This is a genomic window from Flavobacterium sp. 245 (genome assembly GCF_004362055.1).
GTDB lineage: Bacteria > Bacteroidota > Bacteroidia > Flavobacteriales > Flavobacteriaceae > Flavobacterium.
Genome location: NZ_SNXB01000010.1, coordinates 1 through 19,015 on the forward strand (window position 1 = coordinate 1; position 19,015 = coordinate 19,015).

Annotated in this window: 14 protein-coding genes and 1 pseudogene; 5 read left to right on the forward strand and 10 right to left on the reverse strand. The window is 33.6% G+C overall.

The window, feature by feature from the left end; all coding sequences use genetic code 11:
- On the forward strand, nucleotides 1-194 hold a 194-nt coding region (locus EV145_RS22550), incomplete at its 5' end, for a hypothetical protein (protein WP_208110912.1).
- A gap of 195 nt (nucleotides 195-389) precedes the next feature.
- Here EV145_RS22550 and EV145_RS17425 read toward each other — a convergent pair.
- The 9 genes and pseudogenes from EV145_RS17425 to EV145_RS17460 all read right to left on the reverse strand — a co-directional run bounded on the left by EV145_RS17425 (nucleotide 390) and on the right by EV145_RS17460 (nucleotide 7,378).
- Nucleotides 390-1,160, reverse strand: coding sequence for an alpha/beta hydrolase (locus tag EV145_RS17425; RefSeq protein ID WP_133526471.1), 771 nt, complete (start codon nucleotides 1,158-1,160; stop codon nucleotides 390-392).
- Nucleotides 1,161-1,167: 7 nt separating this feature from the next.
- A complete protein-coding gene (locus EV145_RS17430; protein ID WP_133526472.1) occupies nucleotides 1,168-1,707 on the reverse strand; it encodes a hydrolase in 540 nt (179 codons plus the stop codon).
- A gap of 83 nt (nucleotides 1,708-1,790) precedes the next feature.
- Nucleotides 1,791-2,321 (reverse strand): hypothetical protein, encoded by a 531-nt coding sequence (locus EV145_RS17435; protein ID WP_133526473.1) that lies wholly within the window; start codon nucleotides 2,319-2,321, stop codon nucleotides 1,791-1,793.
- Complete coding sequence (locus tag EV145_RS17440; RefSeq protein ID WP_133526474.1) at nucleotides 2,318-2,932, reverse strand: cysteine hydrolase family protein; 615 nt, start codon at nucleotides 2,930-2,932, stop codon at nucleotides 2,318-2,320. The genes EV145_RS17435 and EV145_RS17440 overlap by 4 nt, the downstream gene beginning before the upstream one ends.
- Before the next feature lie 22 nt (nucleotides 2,933-2,954).
- Nucleotides 2,955-3,536 (reverse strand): annotated as a pseudogene (locus tag EV145_RS22615) (alpha/beta hydrolase); the annotation flags it as partial.
- Nucleotides 3,537-3,551: 15 nt separating this feature from the next.
- Complete coding sequence (locus EV145_RS22620; RefSeq protein ID WP_243739279.1) at nucleotides 3,552-3,992, reverse strand: alpha/beta hydrolase; 441 nt, start codon at nucleotides 3,990-3,992, stop codon at nucleotides 3,552-3,554.
- Nucleotides 3,993-4,013: 21 nt separating this feature from the next.
- Entirely contained in the window at nucleotides 4,014-4,757 is a 744-nt protein-coding gene (locus tag EV145_RS17450) for a hypothetical protein (RefSeq protein WP_133526475.1), read from the reverse strand.
- A gap of 185 nt (nucleotides 4,758-4,942) precedes the next feature.
- Nucleotides 4,943-6,937 (reverse strand): sensor histidine kinase, encoded by a 1,995-nt coding sequence (locus EV145_RS17455; RefSeq protein WP_133526476.1) that lies wholly within the window; start codon nucleotides 6,935-6,937, stop codon nucleotides 4,943-4,945.
- Nucleotides 6,938-7,114: 177 nt separating this feature from the next.
- Nucleotides 7,115-7,378 (reverse strand): hypothetical protein, encoded by a 264-nt coding sequence (locus tag EV145_RS17460; protein WP_133526477.1) that lies wholly within the window; start codon nucleotides 7,376-7,378, stop codon nucleotides 7,115-7,117.
- Between the two features lie 203 nt (nucleotides 7,379-7,581).
- On the opposite strand from EV145_RS17460, the gene EV145_RS17465 reads away from it, so the two are divergent.
- The gene (locus EV145_RS17465) at nucleotides 7,582-9,549 is read left to right on the forward strand and encodes a sigma 54-interacting transcriptional regulator (RefSeq protein ID WP_243739280.1); all 1,968 of its coding nucleotides are present in this window, start codon (nucleotides 7,582-7,584) and stop codon (nucleotides 9,547-9,549) included.
- On the opposite strand, the gene EV145_RS17470 is transcribed toward EV145_RS17465, so the two are convergent.
- Nucleotides 9,550-10,335, reverse strand: coding sequence for an alpha/beta fold hydrolase (locus tag EV145_RS17470; RefSeq protein ID WP_243739281.1), 786 nt, complete (start codon nucleotides 10,333-10,335; stop codon nucleotides 9,550-9,552).
- Between the two features lie 535 nt (nucleotides 10,336-10,870).
- On the opposite strand from EV145_RS17470, the gene EV145_RS17475 reads away from it, so the two are divergent.
- From EV145_RS17475 to EV145_RS17485, 3 genes are all read left to right on the forward strand, one after another.
- Nucleotides 10,871-13,561 carry a glycoside hydrolase family 2 TIM barrel-domain containing protein gene (locus tag EV145_RS17475; RefSeq protein WP_133526479.1) on the forward strand — a complete coding sequence of 897 codons (2,691 nt, stop codon included), beginning with the start codon at nucleotides 10,871-10,873 and terminating at the stop codon, nucleotides 13,559-13,561.
- 762 nt (nucleotides 13,562-14,323) lie between these two features.
- The gene (locus EV145_RS17480) at nucleotides 14,324-17,503 is read left to right on the forward strand and encodes a SusC/RagA family TonB-linked outer membrane protein (RefSeq protein WP_133526480.1); all 3,180 of its coding nucleotides are present in this window, start codon (nucleotides 14,324-14,326) and stop codon (nucleotides 17,501-17,503) included.
- 11 nt (nucleotides 17,504-17,514) lie between these two features.
- A complete protein-coding gene (locus EV145_RS17485; protein WP_133526481.1) occupies nucleotides 17,515-18,939 on the forward strand; it encodes a SusD/RagB family nutrient-binding outer membrane lipoprotein in 1,425 nt (474 codons plus the stop codon).
- The last annotated feature ends 76 nt before the right edge of the window (nucleotides 18,940-19,015 follow it).

A 19,015-nucleotide genomic window follows, 5' to 3' on the forward strand; every position in this document is an offset into this window, starting at 1 on the left:
TCGTCGCCTTTCTTTTAAGAATCCTTCCCGATTTATCGGGAGGGATTTTTTGTTTTATGGCTCTTTGTGTTTTTTGGCCGCAAAGGACGCAAAGTCTCTTTTCTGTGCGATTAACGATGCCTTTATCAAGTCCGCAAAGGCTTTTCTTGGAGGACTTTGCGCAGATCTTTGCGTTTGCGGTTAGACAGCAATAAAAGCATCAGCTTTCTTATGAAAGAGTACTTGTTGTTTGCCAAAAAACTGCGTTAGGGATGGGAGCGGCATCCTTTTGCGATACCCTGGACATCTTCCCCATCCTAAAACCCCCAATCGCAAAAGATACAGCGGACAGCCCGGCCCGGAGGGAAACGCCCAAAAAAGATTAGAGCTATTTTAGCTTGTTAATGATATTAAAGTGCTTCGTACCAATTTAAAATATAATCAGCTACACTTTCCCAGCCTGGTTCTCCGCAAATGAAGTGACTTTTACCATCAAATATTTTGATATCTACACGACCCGTGTTGCTTTTGTATTTCCGTGCGATTGTTTCAGTCAAAGCTGGTGGGAAGATATGATCACTGCCACCACCAATAAATAAAATTGGTTCATGATTTTTTTTGAAATCGATATTCGAAAAAGAGTTTAATACTAATTCGCGACTGACTTTATAGCTTTCTGGCACAGCAAATTTCTCAAATGCTTTTTGTTTTTCTGCTTGCGGAATTGTATTAAAAAAAGCATAATCATACCATTCTCTGCTTCCCATGAAATATTTGCCTGAAGAAAAGAATCCAAAGGCAGGCAATACTGTTTTTAATGTTTGAAATGGTGGGAAAACATTTTTGGGTGGAGCTCCGTCGATACTTACTCCCGCTGCTGCTTTTCCTAGTTCAACTAATTTCAGTGCTGCCATACCAGCCATTGAATGACCTATGACTAAAGGTTTTTCAGGTAAAGTATTTATTAACTTTATAATATTGTTTACAACGTCTATAAAACCAGTTTCTACTAAATCTGGATGAATTTTTGCTCGTAATTCTGTTGGATTTCCATCGTGCCCAGGATTTGCCGTCGCATAAACTTTATATCCTTTTTGTTCGTAGTACTGTTTCCATTCTGTCCAAGTGTTGTCGTTTACGAAATTCCCGTGAATGAGTACAATAGTTTTTGATTTTGACATGATTATTTTATTTGATTAATGTTAGAATTTCTTTGAAAATTTCTTTTTTAGAGTCTTTAACAAGTTCATAAAGACACATTTCAATATTTGTCAAACTTGCTCCTTTGCTTTGTAGTTTTTTCAAAGCCAAATCAATACTTTCTTTTGATCTTGACGAAACACAGTCTGTTACGATTTCAACTTCAAAATCATGTGATAATAATCCTATAGCAGTTTGATAAACACAAATATGCGTTTCAATGCCACAGATTAGCCACTGTTTTTTATTAGAATTTATAATTGACTGCTTAAATTCTTCATTTTCAAAAGCATTGAAAGTATATTTTTCTATTGCTTTTTGATTTGGTAATAATTTTTCTAGTTCTGGTATAGTTGGACCAAGTCCTTTCGGATTTTGTTCTGCCCAAATTATCGGAATCGAGAGTATTTTGCAACCAAGGATAAGTTTTTCAAGGTTCGATACTAATTTTTCACTTTCGTTGACAATACGGGCAAGTTTACCTTGAACGTCTATTAGAATTAATCCTGTGTTTTCGTTTGCCAGCATGAGTCTTGATTATTTGTTAAATTAAAGCATCAAATTTTCTTCGTTACGGATTTTACTTAAACACTATTTTTATCTCTGCAACTTTAATTCCATATCCCTTTGGTTGCTTTTGCTTCAATATCTTTGGCAAAAAGTGGTGTTTCTTCATTATTATGTTTTATTAAATTCTGGTGTATTTCATCTGTAACTAATTTATAATCAGTTATTTTTAAAGACTCTAGTAAAGTTATAAAATCTGGAGTTGAGTTTACAACAACATGATTGAAAAGTTCACAGCTCGATGCATCAGTTTTTTTAATTCTTAATTCCCAAATAATGTGAAGTTTTGTTTTTCCTAATGGCGAAATGGAATCCGAAATGGATTGTACGCGACAATGATCTCTAAAGCTTATATTTTCTATATAATGCTGAATGAGGAGATTTCCTGCTATTTGTTCTACATTTATAGACATTCTCTTTCCTTCATTAGTTATTGAGTTTCCCGCCGCCAAATGATCTACTGAGCAGGCCTTATATTCAGAATCGTTTAAAGTAAAGAGCCATTCTGTGATATCAATGCTTTGTAATGGAGTATTTATAATTGCTTTGCATGTACTTTCGGCTAATAATTTCATTTCAAATTGGTAATAAATTCGTCAGTAGTCAACAGACTGTGCCCATAGTTAGGAAAATTGGTTTCGACAGTTGCTTTAATTTCATCCCAATTAAAAGCGCCGATTCCGTCTTTTATTAAAGTTACATGATAACCTAACTCGACACCATATCTTGCAGTAGAATCAATACATGTATTGGCTCTCATTCCAGCTAAAACAATGTGTGTTATGCTGTGTTGTTTTAAAAGAAAATCGAGATCAGTGTTTGCGAATCCACTGGCTGTCCAGTGATTTTGTGCAATCAGGTCTTCTGGTTGTGGTTGTAAATCAGGATGAAATTCGCCACCCCAGCTTCCTTTTTCAAATAATGTTAGTTTTAAGCTTCCCATATGCGAGGGAGATAAGAAATTCCAATTTAAATAATCTCCTTTCTGAGTTTTTCGGTGTGGAGCATAAATAATCTGAATTTTATTTTTCCTGCATTCATCAACCAGCTTTATTAAATTTGAGATAACATTATTTTCTATAACGGTCTGTTTTACTGCATCCCATAATTTGCCCCCTTCAGAAAGAAAATCATTGTAAGGATCTATTAAAATTAAAGCCGTTTTGCCAAATTGATTTGTTTTCATCAGAATTAGATTTAAAGATTAATTATTTTAAATACTTTTTTAATTCAGCAGCGGCCTGAAGAAATAAAGCTTTGGTTTGAGGAATTTCAGCAAGACCATTTAATAATCCAAAATCATGAATTACATCATTATAGCGAACCGTTGTAACTACAACTCCGGCATCACTTAATTTGCGTCCGTAAGCTTCTCCTTCGTCTCTTAAAATATCATTTTCTGCGACTTGAATCAACGTTGGCGGAAGTCCTTTTAATTGTGCTAAAGTTGCTTGCAATGGAGATGCGTAAATCTCTTTTCTTTTAGAAGGATCAACATATTGATCCCACATCCATTGCATTAAAGTGTCTGTTAAAAAGCGTTGTTTTCCGTATTTTTTATAAGATTCGGTTTCAAAATTTGCATCTGTTACAGGCCAGAATAAGATCTGTACTTTATACAAGGGTGTCCCTTTTTCTTTTGCCATTAGAGCACTTGCAGTGGCTAGATTTCCGCCAGCACTGTTGCCAACGATTCCAAGCTTGCTTCCATCAACATTTATCTCGTTTCCGTGCTCAGCAATCCATTTTGCCGCTGCATAAACCTCGTTTACAGGTTGTGGATATTTAGTTTCGGGAGCTAAAGATTAATTAATAAAAACACCGACATAACCTGTTAGAACGCTCAAATCACGAACCATTCGTTTATGAGTTGGATAATCTCCTAAAACCCAGCCTCCACCATGAATAAACATAAAAACAGACAGTTTTCCTTTTGCTCCAGTTGGACGTACAATGTTTAGTTTGATTTTATACCCATCAGAAGTAATTTCTTTTTCTGATTCTTCAATTCCTGATAAATCGACTTTAAAAGCATTTTGTGCGCCAACAAGTACGTTTCGAGCGTCTGGAACTGGAAGCGATTCTAAAGGCGCTCCTCCAGAATTTAGAGGTTTCAAAAATTCTTTGACTGCTGGTGTCAAATGCGGGTCTGAGGCGTAATCTATTTGGGCGTAGCTATTTGTTGTCATAGTTATTAAAATTAGAAATGAGATTAATACTTTGTTTGTTATATTTAGATTTTTCATGATTGTTAATTTTGAGAGATTTTATTTGACAGAATATGGTAATGTAAGATTATCGCTTGCAACAGTATAAACTTTGTAAACACCAAGCATTGGTTTTGTTCCTTCGCCTTCATGCGAACCTCCGGCTCCAGTGCTGACTTCCATATAGCAGCTTACTGCATCAAATTTGAAATTCGTTTTGTTGCTAATTCTAAAATCGGGGACAATGACTTTTATAGCGTTTCCTTTTGCAATGATATTAAAGCCTGGGCTGTCCATATACATTGCCATTCCTGGATTTGTTGGAGGCAAAATCACATTTGGATCTCCTTTTGTAAATTCTTTCACAGAAAGACCTCCGCCAACGCGTTTGTCTTCAACCAATAAAACCCAATGTGCATGCCAGATTAAACCATCATTTAAATAATTTCCGTCGAGATTTTCATCCCAAAGCGGTGTGTCTTCAAAATCGGGGTGTGACGTTAGGGCAAGTGCCACAATTCCTTCGGCTTGACCGAAACCTATATCAGATGATTTTAAAGTAGTTGGAAAAACATAGGCTAAAACTGGAGCGCCATTTAATTGTCCAACGGGTTTAGGCATCGTTTTTCCAGCAGTTCCTTCCACTTTGATGTCCCAAACTGTAAGACCTAAATCTGCTTTATGCTTAATTGTTGCCGACTTTATTTTAAAATCACTGTTGTTATAAGTACTGCATTTGTCGCAAGCTTTTGCAGTACCATAATTTAGAAATAGAATTAATAATAGTATTATTGGCTTTTTCATGATAAGTGGTTTTAAGGATTAATTATTCTTAAGAAACCAATTTATATGCCATGCCAGAAAAAGCCTGTTTACAGTCCTTCTAGCAACTTATTATTGTTTAAAAAGTACTATATTTCGCTAAACAAATTTCGATTCGTGAGATTTCGCTATCATTAAATAAAATAAACTAAAACGCTGTTTTATAATTACTTCACCTTTTGGTTTATGGGGAAATCTTTTGAAAATTCGATTTTAAGAATTGTCCCGTTTTGATTCTCTAAAGAAAATGCAGCATCTAAATCATCACTTAAACCTTTTATCAAACTCAATCCAAATGAGTTGATTTTCTTGGCATTCATATTTGTGTCAAAACCAATTCCGTTATCAGAAATAGTAAGCAGATATCTGTTTTCAGAAGTACCTTCAAGCGTAATATGAATCATTCCTGTTCGGTCAGTTGGGAAAGCATATTTAATTGAATTTGTAATTGATTCGTTTAAAATAAGTCCAAGTGGTACTGCCTGAGCAACATCTAATTCCAATGGATCAATTTTTAAATCAAATCGGATTCGCTGTCCTAGGGAGAAAGATTCTTTTAAATATTCAACCAATTCTTTAATATAATTAGGCATGTTTATCGTCGAAATATTCTCCGAATTATATAATTTCTGATGAATTAAAGACATGGAATGAATGCGATGTTGACTATTTTTAATAGCAGATAGCGCCATATCATTTTCAAGATAAGCGGATTGTGAATTAAGCAAGCTAATCACTGTTTGAAGATTGTTTTTTACACGATGATGAATTTCTTTTAAAAGCCATTCTTTTTCATCAAGCAAATGCCTTAAATTGATATTTTTCTGATTGATTTCTTTTTCTTTAATTTCTAATGCAGTATTCGTTTGCTGTTTAAGACGATAGCGGCTGTATAAAAGGCCAATAGTCAGTAAAAGAAGAACTAAACTCCAAATGGATACAGTGTTTAATAATTTTGATTTTTTTAAGGCTGTTTCCTTCAGATTAGATTCTTTGCTAAGCAGTTTTATTTTTTGTTCTTTATTTACTGTTTCATATTCAATTTTGAGTTCTTCGATTTGTCTGTTTTTTGCGTAATCTAAAACCGAATCACTTAATATTTTATACATTTTATGATGCGCCAAAGCTGATTTAAAGTCACCTTTTAGTGAATCGATTTTGTATAATGATACTTGAAGGGATTCTGAATTATACGGTTTGTTATATTTTTTTGAGAGCTCAAAAATTTTGTCTGTATAAAATTGTGTTTTTTTCAAATCACCGCGATTAGCATAGAACAAAGCAATAGTCGAGTAGCTGTTAGATACATCTCTTACGGTTTGTGGTGAGTCTAAAAGCGCACAATAAGCAGCAGTTTCCTTAAAATATTTTTCTGCCAAAGTATAGTTATAAAGTCTCCAGTAGCAATTTGCGTAGGAATATGCAACAAGCATTTTGTCAAAATTGTTTGTAGGAGGATAATTTTTAGTTACCGAATTCATGTAATCAATTGCTTCCTTATTTTTACCTCTCATTGATATCGAAGCAGTCGCCGTTATAAAGCTTTTATACCAGCTGCCACTATTAAAAATATGCTGTCCGTATTGCATGCTTTTTTCAGCTGCATTTTTTGCATCATCATAGTGACCAAGCATCAAATACATAATTCCAAGGCGCATATAAAAAATATCAGCAAAAGTGTAATCGTTTGTATTCTCCATTGTTTTTACACTTTTTAAAGCATAATACAAGGCATTTTTTAAATTAAACTGAACACTTTCAATATATGCAATTGTCGTTTCTCCAAATTGCTGTTGCCTAAAACCAATTTTGCGCATGGCAGCAATATTTTGATACAAGATTTTTTTAGCCACATTAAGTTTTCCGCTCCAAAAATAAATGGTGCATAATTTCATTTTTGCTTCAATTATTTTTTCTTCAAAACCTAATTCCTCGTATAACGATTGTGCTTCCTTTAGGATTTTTTCTTTTTCGGGATCTAATTCAAAAAGATACGTTGCCTGGTTGTTGAGTGCGTCAGCGAGTATGGCTTTGTTTTTTTGTTTTCGGCATTCATTTACAACCTGCTGAAAGCATTTTTTGCTTTCAGGAAAATTACCAATTTGAAAATAATATTTACCAAGTAACATTAAACTCTGATGTTGCCATTTTTGAATCTTCAACTGATTACTGATTTTTACAGCCTCAGCTATATATTGATTTGCATTTGCAATATCATCAGGTTTTGTAAACGGCTTAAATAAATAGTAATTTCCCAGCTGCAGTGCTAATTTGATTTTGTCTGTGTTTTTAGATTTGGCTAAAAGCTGTTTTGCACCGGTAATATCTTCTCTTTCAATTCAATCATTTCCAATTAAATACGAGCCATCATTAAACCCTTCATCATAGGCTAATGAAATAGGCAATTTATAAGCTTTGCATGCCAATACTACAGAACTGTCAGCATCAATTGCACCTTGATTTGAATTGTATAAATAGGCCGAACAACTTTGTATAAGCAGACGCTTTTTTTTAAGGTCATAATTGGCCGTAGGTGATGTTTTTTGTGCGGCAGAATTGAATATAATTAGGAATAACAGACTAAAAAAATAGATTGGCCTCATACGGGTTTTTTAATTAAATTCTGATTACTTTTTGATAAATAACTATTAACTAATTGCTGTATTGTATTGGAATAATATTCTGAAAATTCATATTAAATATGATTTTTATTCATTGAATTTAGAAAAATCAATGTTTTAATTGTGGTAATTAACTATTTTTGTATTAATAATTTAAGTGCAATTTAAGACAAAATTTTCTTTTTATGAAAAAGACTGCAGCTATTGAACACGGAGTTGTTTCTTCAACGTCCCAGAAGCGAATTTTAATCGTGGAAGATCAGTTTATTGAAGCACATGATTTGCAGTTAATATTGGAAAAAGCTGGTTATGGCGTTACCGGAATTGCACGTTCTGTAGAGCAGGCTTTGGAGCACATTGAACATGAAAAACCAGATTTAGTTTTCTTGGATATTATGCTGAAAGGAAGTCGAAATGGTATCGAATTGGCACATCTGCTTAAAGAAAAATATATTGGGTTTATATTTATTTCGGCCAATTCAAGCAAAAGCATTTTAGACCAGGCGAAAACAACACAGCCTTATGGCTTTATTGTAAAACCTTTTAGGGATCAAGATGTTTTAACGACTCTCGAAATTGCATTTTATCGTCAGGAATATAGTTTAGAATCACAATTAAAACAGCAATTTCAGCTTCAGAAGGAGATTACAGAAATTATAAATTCAAATTTAAAAAGAGAAGATGCATTGCTGGCTTTTGGAAAAGTGATTCAGACTTTTATTCCATTTGATTATTTAGAAGCTGGATTTGTAACAACATCACAATATGATAATCTCGGAATTATCCGTAAAAATTTAGACGATTATCAAATCATTGATCTGCAAAAACTTTCTCGGATCGCAGCAGTATCAACTAAGGAAATAAATGAGACATATAAAAAATCAAAAATAGATTTGGAGCCTATTATTTATAGTGAAGAAGCGTTGATAAATAATTTTCAGGCAGCTCCGATTAAAGCTTTGATTGCACATAATTTTGGGATAAAATCATATTTGGTATTTCCTGTTTTGACAACTTCGGTTCAAAATTATCATTTTACATTTTACAGCAGAAATCTAAATATTTATTCACAAGAAAATTTAAAACTTTTAAATTCTCTTGAAAATGCATTATCTCAGTTTGTCGCAAAAATTTATTCGGAAGAAAATTTTAATTTGACTATTAAAAAAGCGGAAACAAAAAACGAAAAAAAGACAATTGATACAGAAGGATTTGAGGGTATTATAGGCAATAGTTCCCAAATGATTTCGGTTTTTAATTATATTCGAAAAGTGGCTCCGTCAGATACTTCGGTTTTGGTTTTAGGAGAAAGTGGTACCGGAAAAGAAAAAATCGCAAAAAGTATTCATGCGCTTTCACCTAGAAAAGAAGAACCTCTTGTTGTAATTAATTGTGGAGCTATTCCTGAAAATTTAGCTGAATCACTGCTTTTTGGTCATGAAAAAGGTGCTTTTACAGGTGCATTGGAAAGACGTATAGGCAAATTTGAACTTGCTGATGGCGGTACTGTTTTTTTAGATGAAATAGGAGAAATGTCTTTAGAACTACAGCTTAAATTGCTTCGTGTTTTACAGGAAAAAGAAATCGAGCGTGTTGGTGGCACTTCGTCAATAAAAATTGATGTCAGAATTATTGCTGCAACAAATAAAAATCTCGAAGAAGAAGTTGCAGCCGGAAGATTTAGAATGGATTTGTATTATCGTTTGCATGTTTTTCCTATTACTGTGCCTCCGCTAAAAAAGAGAAAAGAAGATATTCCTAATCTAGCAAATCATTTTATAAAGATTTACAGTGAAAAAATGGGCCGAAAAACACTCAATCTTTCTGATTTTGCATTGCAGCAGATTATGAATTACAATTGGCCGGGAAATATCAGAGAACTTGAACATGCTATACAGCGTGCCATTTTGCTGACTGACGGAAATACGATTAAAGAAATTGAACTTTCTACGTCTTCAAAAATGCATCCAGAACAGACGTCTGAACCGTTTTCTATCAAAACTATTTTAGAAAATGAAAGATTATATTCTCTATATTCTAAAAAAATGCAACGGAAAAATTTCAGGTGTTGGCGGTGCTGCCGAGATTTTAGATATTCATCCTTCGACTTTAAATTCCAAAATAAAAAAACTGGAAATAAAACGAGAAATTAGTTAAGTGATTTTTTCGAACCAGTCTGCAATATATAGAGCGATATCTTCCCAATTTTGTTGCCCTAGCGCATAATGATTCTGATTTTCAAATTCTTTAAAACAAGTTATAGAATGCAGATTATGATATTTTTTAAAATTTGAATATTGAATTGAAGAAGGCGTAAAATGATCTGCAGTACTAGACAAAAATAAAAGTGGATTGTGTTTCTTTTTAAAATTAATTTTTGCTGATCCAGAAAAAATATTCCTTATAAGAATTTTAGACTCAGGAATGATGAGTTTTTCATAGGTGTCTTTTTGTTCCTCAAATGACATTTTATTTGTAAAATACTGTTGCCAGTCTTTAAAAGACATTAAATACGTTTTTTTTGAAGAAGTTAAAAAACCTAATGGTTTTAAGATTGCATTGTAAAATGAAAAACTAAGTGTCATTCCATTTTTTGGCGGAAATGAATTTATGCAAACTCCCGCGTAAACTAATTCTTTTTCCATCAATAATTGCATCAGAAGCCCGCCGTACGAATGTCCAATCAAGATAGGTTTTTCTGGAAGTTTTTCGATAATTTCAATGTAATAATCCAACAAATTTTCCAGTGAAACTGTCGCGATTTTTGATTCAGGATGTTCTCTTCGTAAAATTTCAGCCGATGCATTTTTGTATGGCCATGGAGGCGCAACTGTTTTATATCCTTTATTTTCAAAAAAAACAATCCACGCGTCCCAGCATGAATGGCTGATAAATGCGCCTGTAATAAACATTATGGTTTTTTTATCAGATAAATACATGTTGCTTTTGTTTGTGATTATTTTCAGAAACGCAATATTTTTTGTTATATAATCTAGATACAAAAACAAAAGGAATGCCTTTTTTGTAAAGCATTGATTATAAAAGCATTTTTATATTATACCGATTTAAACTTATTATATATCGTTAAAACAGAGTTTCAATTATTGAAATATCATAATTTTCAATAATAAACAGGTTGTCAATGAGAAAGTTAGAGGTTCGGATTATTATTTACTCATGAAAATTGAAGCTTTTATAGTGGAAAAAAAAAGATTTAATAGCTATTTTGATACGTATTTGTTAGGGAAGTGATTATGGAATAAGATCTTTTAGTATCTTGGCAGTCGGTATTAGTGATCGCAAAAAGGCTTTAAAACTAAATAGCCAAATTCATTTTAAAATGAAAATTATACGATTACAGTTAATTTATTAACGAAGAACACCAAAATTACAATCAATTTTTAGCCAGTTCAGAAAATACAAAAAGGTGGTTTGTTTTTCTGGAAAGTGGTCAACCCAGAAAATTAAATTAAGATGACTCAAAGAAAAATTATACTCCTATGTATACTGTTTGCTTTTGTGACAGTATTCAGTCAGGAAAAAATTAAACAATCCATCAATTCAAATTGGCAATTTTATAAAGGAAAAGCCCAAACCACCGATATAGAAAATGGAAAAAATGTAGATTGGGAAGATGTCAACCTACCACACAGCTGGAATAAGTCTGATGTCATGGACGATCAATGGGGATATTATCGTGGTGAAGGCTGGTACAAGAAAACAGTTTTCGTAAATCCGAGTTGGAAGAACAAATCAGTTTATCTTTATTTTGAAGGTGCAAGTCAAACGACAGAAGTTTATATTAATGGAAAAAAATTGGGTTCGCATATTGGCGGTTATAACTTTTTCAGTTTTCCAATAAATGATTTTCTTCAGTTTGATAATCCTGAAAAAGGAAATCAGATTGTGGTGAAAGTTGATAATAGTTACAACGAAAATATTCCGCCTCTTGATGCCGATTTTACTTTCTATGGTGGCATTTATCGTGATGTTTATTTGGTTGCCACAAATGAAGTTCATTTTGATATGAGCAACAAAGCTTCTAATGGAGTTTTTGTAACAACACCTTTGGTTTCTGCTTCTTCGGCAAATTTTCAATTGAAAGGAATTGTTGAAAATGCATCTAATTCTTCAAAAGAAATAAAAATTACTACAAAATTATTCGACGAAAATAATGTTGAAATTGCCAATATTACTTCAGATTTAAAATTAAAACCCAATACAAAAACGGAGTTTAAACAGCTTTCAAAAGCAATTCAGAATCCGAAATTGTGGTCGCCAGATCAGCCTAATTTGTATAAAGTTGTGTCGGTTATTTTAGATAAAAAAACAAAACAACAATTGGATTTATTTTCTGCTCCGCTTGGTTTCAGATGGTTTGAATTTACTGCAGATAAAGGATTTTTTCTGAATGGAAAACCAACGAAATTAATTGGCGCTAACCGTCATCAGGATTATAAAGACTTGGCAAATGCCTTGCCAGATGCTTTAGCAGAAAAAGACATGCAGTTGATAAAAGACATGGGCGGAAATTTTGTTCGTGTGGCGCATTATCCGCAAGATCCGACTGTTTTAGAAACTTGTGACAGAATTGGACTTTTAGCAATGGTAGAAACTCCCTTAGTCAATAGAATTACTGAAACGAAGGAGTTTGAAGACAACAGTCTTGAAATGCAGAGGGAAATGATTCGCCAGAGTTTTAATCACCCGAGTGTAATTGTCTGGGCTTATATGAATGAAATTTTGCTTCGTCCGAGATACGATGAAAAATCGGCTGAAAGACAAACGTATTATAAAAACGTTGCAGCATTGGCACAAAAACTTGAAAATTTGACAAGAGAAGAAGATCCTTCACGCTACACCATGTTGCCTAATCACGGCGCTTTTGATTTGTACAATTCGGTGGGATTAACTAAAATTCCAATGGTGGTAGGATGGAATTTGTATCAGGGCTGGTACAGTGGTGAGTTTGGCGGTTTAGAAAAATATTTGGAAAAGCATCATCAAGTTTTACCTGACAAACCTGTGGTAATTACAGAATTTGGTGCCGACGCTGACAGAAGAATGCGATCACAAAATCCGCAGAAATTTGATAAAACAATGGATTATGCCATGTTGTATCATAAACATTACTTGAATGCGATTGAAAATCTCGATTATGTTGCCGGAGGAACAATTTGGAATTTGGTAGAATTTAATTCGGAAGGAAGAGCTGAAAGCTGGCCTCATATGAATAACAAAGGAATTATTTCTTGGGACAGAATCCCGAAAGATGCGTATTATTTTTATCAAGCAAGACTATCTAAAAAGCCAATTGTAAGCATTGGTTCTAAAAACTGGACACATCGTTCAGGAGTTTTAGCTTCTGAAAATGAGGAGTTTTATTATGAGAATTTAGAAGTTTTCTCTAATGAAAATGAAATTACTTTAAAAGTAAACGGGCAAAATTTAGGAAGTCAGAAAACAAAAGAAGGTTCGACTATATTTAAAGTTCCTTTTAAAAATGGAATTAATTTGGTTGAAGCTTTTTCGACATCAAACGAAAACGTGAAGGATTTTGTTTCAATTAATTATACACTTTATGCTCCGAATTTAAACAGCAAAAAATACCCATTTGAAAACATCAGAATTAGTTTAGGCGATAAACGACAATATACAGATGAATTGATGAATCAAAACTGGCTTCCGGAACAGGAGTATAAAAATGGAAGTTGGGGCTATGTTGGTGGTCAGGTTTATAAAATGCCTGGAAATCCGCAGATTCCGTACGGAACAAATAAATTGATAAAGGGAACTGAAAATGATCCAATTTATCAGACACAAAGAGAAGGAATTGAAGCTTTTAATTTTGATGTTCCGGATGGAAAATATGAAATGACACTGTATTTTGCTGAGCTTGTTTCGGGTAATACCAGAGAAGCTTTGGCTTATAATTTGGCTGAGAAAAGTGTGAAGGAAGAAAAAGCTTTTAGAGTTTTTGATGTTTTGGTAAACGGTGAATTGCTTTTAGAAAATTTCGGAAATCAAAATTATCTAGAACCTGAAAAAGCAGTTGAGATGAAAACGACCATTTTTGTTAGAGTTGGAAAAGGAATTCGTGTTGATTTTAAAGCCAAAACAGGCAAAACAATTTTAAACGGAATAGAATTAAAGAGAATTTTTTAAAGAAGCTTAAAAAAACTAGTTTATTAAACATAGATTATGTTGATGACTTTGTCAAAGTTTGAAACTTTGACAAAGTTAAATTGACAAAAGAAATACTTTAAATTAAACAAAAAGAGTCCAGAATTTTGCTAAATTCTGGGCTCTTTTTGTTTTTGAAGCACGTAAAATTTAATATTTTCTGCTGTTACAAGGTTTTCTACAAATGGCATCAATTTCAATTCCATTCTGTTAAATTAGTAAAATTCTTATAAAATGTTAAAAAAGAGGTAAATTACTAAATACCTTGTTTTTAGTTGATTAAAATTCCGAAATCAATATAGTTAACAATTTTTTTTCAAAAAAAACCTTTAAAATTTTTGAATTAGAATTTTTAATTTACTTTTGTTCTATCAAATTAGTAGAGTTTTAAAATAATCTAATAAAATAGGCATTACAACGCATTTTATTTTTGAGCAGAAGAGAAGAAATTTAAAATAGTTGCACTTTGAAAGTGATGTTTTAAAAAATCTTGCATCTCAAAATCATAAAAAATATAAAAAAGGAATTCGCGATTATAGGATTGAAATCTTGCAAAAAATCCAAGTCAAATAGTAATAATCAAAATAAAAATAAAAATGAAAAAACGAATGTGCAGTAAATAAAAAACCATTTCTGTTGCAGCAGAAATGGTGAAGCTTAAAAGAAATTGTTCATCTCTATAAGGGTAGCGAGAATGGAATATCCATTTTCGGCTGACCTTATTTATTAAACCAAAACAAAGTAATGAAAAAAAAATTAAATACATATGCATGGTTATGCATTTTATTGATTTCCATAGGTCTTAGAGCTCAAGAGACTAAACCTTTAATCCAATCGAAACTAGAAGGAACTGTAATAGATGCTGTCACAAAGGAGCCTGTTATTGGCGCTTCAGTAAACATTAAAGGAACCACGCACGGAGTGGTAACAGATTTAGACGGGAAGTTTTTTTTCCAGACAGGACAAAAATTTCCTTATACGCTGATAGTAAGTTATCTTGGGTATAAAAAAACCGAAGTTGTAGTTACTCAAAATGCAGTTGTTATTGATCTTGCTGCAGAACAGAATGTTTTATCAGAAGTTGTAGTTACCGCATTAGGTATTACAAAAGAAAAGAAATCGTTAGGATATACTACCCAAGCACTTAAAGGAAAGGAATTGTCAGATACAAAAGAGACGAACTTTTTAAATAGTCTTAGTGGTAAATTAGCAGGTGTACGTATCACAAATTCACAAGGAGATATGGGATCTTCACGTATTATTATTCGTGGAGAAACTTCTATTGCAGGAAATAATCAGCCATTATTTGTTGTTGACGGAATTCCAGTAGATAACTCGCAGCTGAATTCTGGAGGAGCAACCCGAGATTTCAAAAATGCGATTTCTGATTTAAATCCGCAGGATATTGAAACTTTAACGGTATTGAAAGGTCCAAATGCGGCAGCTCTTTATGGATCACGTGCGGCGCATGGTGTTGTTCTTATCACAACAAAATCTGGAAAAGGCCAAAAAGGACTTGGAATTACTGTTAACTCAGGTATAACGGTTTCTCAAGTTACTACTTTGCCTAGCTTTCAAAATACATTTGGACAAGGATCAAATGGAAAGTTCAGCTATGTTGACGGTAAAGGAGGCGGAGTTAATGATGGAGTTGATGAAAGCTGGGGTCCTAAAATGGACGGGCGCTTGATTCCTCAATTTTACTCAAATGGAGTTGCAGTACCGTTTGTGGCGCATCCTAATAATGTAAAAGACTTTTTTAATACAGGTCTTACTTATGATAATAGTGTTTCTGTGGCTAAGTCAGATGACAAATCAGATTTTCGCTTAGGGGTAAATAATCAAAAACAATTAGGAACAGTACCTAATAGTGAAGTAAATAAAACAAATTTTAGTGTTAACACTAATTACCAAATATCTCCAAATATAAAAGTTGGTGTAACAGCAAATTATATTACTACTAATGCTCCAGCATTGCCAGGTGGTCCATCGGGTGGACGTGCTGCAGGAGTAATGCTTCAGTTTCTTTGGTTCGGACGTCAGGTTGATATCGACCAATTAGATAAAAATTGGAATCAAAACTGGAATAACAGCTATTATAGCAATCCGTATTGGAATGCCTATTATAATACTACAAGTCAGCAACGAAATCGTATAATTGGTGATGTCCATTTGGATGTAAAAATTATCGACGGACTTAATTTTAGATTCCGTACAGGAGTTGATTATTATAATGACCGCAGAAAGTATACAATTAAGTATGGTACAAACGGAACTCCGTTTGGGTCTTATGCGGAAGATGCTTACACTGTAAATGAACAAAATACAGAAGGAATCTTGCAATACACTAAAAAACTGAATAACGATTTTAGTTTAGATGCTCTTGGCGGATTCAATATTCGTAATCACAGTGATGCAAACAATTATCAAAAAGCGCCACGTTTGGCTGTACCAGATTTATATACGTTGACAAATTCAAGAGATCCGTTAACCTCATCAAATTCATTATCAAGACTGAGAGTTTACAGTGCATATGCTTCAGCGCAATTGGGCTTTAGAAATTATGCGTTTTTAAACGTAACTGCTCGTAATGACTGGTCGTCAACATTGCCAAGCAGCAACCGTTCTTATTTTTATCCTTCTATTAATGGAAGTTTAGTGTTAACTGATGCTTTGAATATTAAAAGTAATACACTTGATTTCTTGAAGCTTCGTGGCGGATGGTCTGAAGTAGGAAATGATGCTGATCCGTACCAATTATCAACAGTTTATAATTTTCAGACAGCATTTGACGGAAATCCGATTCAAACTTCTTCACAAAAGAAACTTAATGAAAACTTGAAACCAGAAACAACTCGTTCTTCTGAAGTTGGTTTAGAAGCTTCTTTCTGGAAAAACAGATTGCATTTTGATGCTGCGTACTATAATACGGATAGTTTTGATCAAATTTTAGAAATAAAAACTACTGCTTCAAGCGGTTATAATTCACAGTTGATTAATGCTGGTAAAATTAACAACCATGGTATAGAAGTTCAATTAGATGGAAATCCAGTTCAAACTGAAAACTTCAAATGGAATATTGGCGTAAATTATTCTAAGAATATAAGCGAAGTAAAAATTCTTGATTATGATAAACAGATCCAGAATTACACCATTGGTTCTTCAGGAGGAGTTGATGTATTAGCATCTGTAGGTCAAGCTTACGGCGCACTTTATGGAACAGCTTATCAGCGTGATACAAATGGAAATATTGTAGTTGGAGCAAATGGATTGCCAAAAGCGGATCCGGCAAAGAAAGTATTAGGACATTACACGCCTGATTATTTAGCAGGTGTAACCAATACATTGACGTATAAAAATATTGAATTGTCATTTCTTGTTGATGCAAGTGTAGGTGGAGAACTTTTTTCTGGAACGAACAGAACAGGTAATTATACAGGAGTTTTAGCTCAAACACTTCCAGGACGTGATGCAGCAAATGGTGGATTGAATTACTATGTGTCTGGTTCAACAAAAACTTTATTGCCAGCGGGTGCAACTGCGCCAGGCGGTGCAACTGTATATGATGACGGAATGATTTTTAATGGCGTTTATGCTGATGGAACAAAAAATACATCAGTGCTTAGCGCTCAGGAATATTACAAAGCGTCATACAATATTAGCGAGGCTTATATTTACAGCTCAACTTTTGTAAAAATGAGAGAGATAAAACTAGCATACAATTTAAATAAGTCATTTGCTAAAAAGCTAGGATTGGTGGGAGGAAGTATTACTGCTGTAGGCCGTAACTTATTCTTTATCTATAAAGATGCGCCAAATATTGATCCTGAAACAGCCTTCAATACTGGAAATGCTCAAGGTTTAGAGAGTTTGGCTTTGCCAACTACGAGAAATTTCAGTCTTAATGTTAATCTTAAATTTTAAAAAAAAGAATCATGCTTAAAAAACTATCATATATAACATTGTTTGCATTGACGCTTGTGTCTTGCAGCGATACCTTGGATGACATTAATAAAAATCCGAATGCAACTGAAACACCGTTGGCACCTTATCTGTTAACTGGAACTTTAAAACAAGGCGCCGACTTATATTGGGGCGACAGCAATAACTTTAACTCGTCTTTATTATTTGTGCAGCATTGGGCTAAAATCCAATATACTGAGCCAGATCGATATGATGTATCTAATACTTCTTTCACATCTTTATGGAATACAGGATATGCAACTTTGGTTACAGATTTGAATACGATTATTAATTTCCCTGCTGAACAGGCAAATTCAAATTATAAAGGCATTGCATTAACATTGCGTTCGTGGACATTTTTATTGTTGACAGATGCTTACGGAAGTATTCCTTATAAAGAAGCAGGTCAAAAAGTAACACCAGCATATAATACTCAAAAAGAAGTATATACAGGATTACTTGAAGATTTGAAACAAGCGCAGTCTTTATTAAATACAACAAACGGCACTGTAACAGGTGATTTGGTTTACAAAGGTGATATTTCTAAATGGAAGAAACTGGTAAATTCGCTTCGTTTGCGTATTGCTTTGCGAATTTCAGACAGAGAACCTGCTTTAGCCAAACAGGCAGCAATTGATGCAACGAGTGACGCAGCTGGAGTACTTAGCAGTAATAACGATACTTTTAAATTTACTTATATTACTTCACCTCAGCAAAATCCTGCTTCGGCTTGGTTTGAAACCCGTGATGATTTTCGTATTTCAAAAACTATGGTTGACAAGTTAAATGAGTTAGTTGACCCACGTTTACCTGTATATGCACAATTGCCATCAGATGCAAGCGTTGGTAAATATGTTGGAGGTGCAAATGGATTATCAAATAGTGATGCAAATAGCCAAGGTTTTGCTAAAACGTCAAAACCGGGAACTTATTTCTTGACTTCGTCATCACCGGCTGTAATTGCTTCTTATTCAGAAACGTTGTTTAATCTTTCTGAGGCTGTTGCCCGAGGTTATATTTCTGGAAATGCAGAACAGCTTTATAAAAGTGCTATTACAGCGTCTTTCAATCAATTCGGAATTACCGATGCAACAGTTATAGCTAATTATTTAAATCAGCCAACTGTAAAATATGATGCTGCAAACTATGCAAAATCTATTGGTACTCAAAAATGGATTGCATTCTACGGACAAGGTCTTGATGCCTTTACAGAGTGGAGAAGACTTGATTATCCGGTATTGAAGGCAGGACCGGCTACCGTTTTAGACGGACAGCTTCCTTCGCGTTTCTTCTATCCGGGTACAGAACAATCTTTAAACGGAGTTAGTTATCAGGCAGCGATCGCTGCTCAAGGAAAGGATCTTCTTACCACCAAACTTTGGTTTGATGTGAAATAATAAATTTTTGCCCCCAAAAATATTTGAAAAAGCTAAATCGAAAGATTTAGCTTTTTTTGTTTTTAGACTCTTTGTA

Excerpts from the sequence above, each read along its gene's own strand:
- EV145_RS17425 (WP_133526471.1), bottom strand. The coding sequence starts at position 1,160 with ATGTCAAAATCAAAAACTATTGTACTCATTCACGGGAATTTCGTAAAC.
- EV145_RS17430 (WP_133526472.1), bottom strand. The coding sequence starts at position 1,707 with ATGCTGGCAAACGAAAACACAGGATTAATTCTAATAGACGTTCAAGGT.
- EV145_RS17435 (WP_133526473.1), bottom strand. The coding sequence starts at position 2,321 with ATGAAATTATTAGCCGAAAGTACATGCAAAGCAATTATAAATACTCCA.
- EV145_RS17440 (WP_133526474.1), bottom strand. The coding sequence starts at position 2,932 with ATGAAAACAAATCAATTTGGCAAAACGGCTTTAATTTTAATAGATCCT.
- EV145_RS22620 (WP_243739279.1), bottom strand. The coding sequence starts at position 3,992 with ATGAAAAATCTAAATATAACAAACAAAGTATTAATCTCATTTCTAATT.
- EV145_RS17450 (WP_133526475.1), bottom strand. The coding sequence starts at position 4,757 with ATGAAAAAGCCAATAATACTATTATTAATTCTATTTCTAAATTATGGT.
- EV145_RS17460 (WP_133526477.1), bottom strand. The coding sequence starts at position 7,378 with ATGAGGCCAATCTATTTTTTTAGTCTGTTATTCCTAATTATATTCAAT.
- EV145_RS17465 (WP_243739280.1), top strand. The coding sequence starts at position 7,582 with ATGAAAAAGACTGCAGCTATTGAACACGGAGTTGTTTCTTCAACGTCC.
- EV145_RS17470 (WP_243739281.1), bottom strand. The coding sequence starts at position 10,335 with ATGTATTTATCTGATAAAAAAACCATAATGTTTATTACAGGCGCATTT.
- EV145_RS17475 (WP_133526479.1), top strand. The coding sequence starts at position 10,871 with ATGACTCAAAGAAAAATTATACTCCTATGTATACTGTTTGCTTTTGTG.
- EV145_RS17480 (WP_133526480.1), top strand. The coding sequence starts at position 14,324 with ATGAAAAAAAAATTAAATACATATGCATGGTTATGCATTTTATTGATT.
- EV145_RS17485 (WP_133526481.1), top strand. The coding sequence starts at position 17,515 with ATGCTTAAAAAACTATCATATATAACATTGTTTGCATTGACGCTTGTG.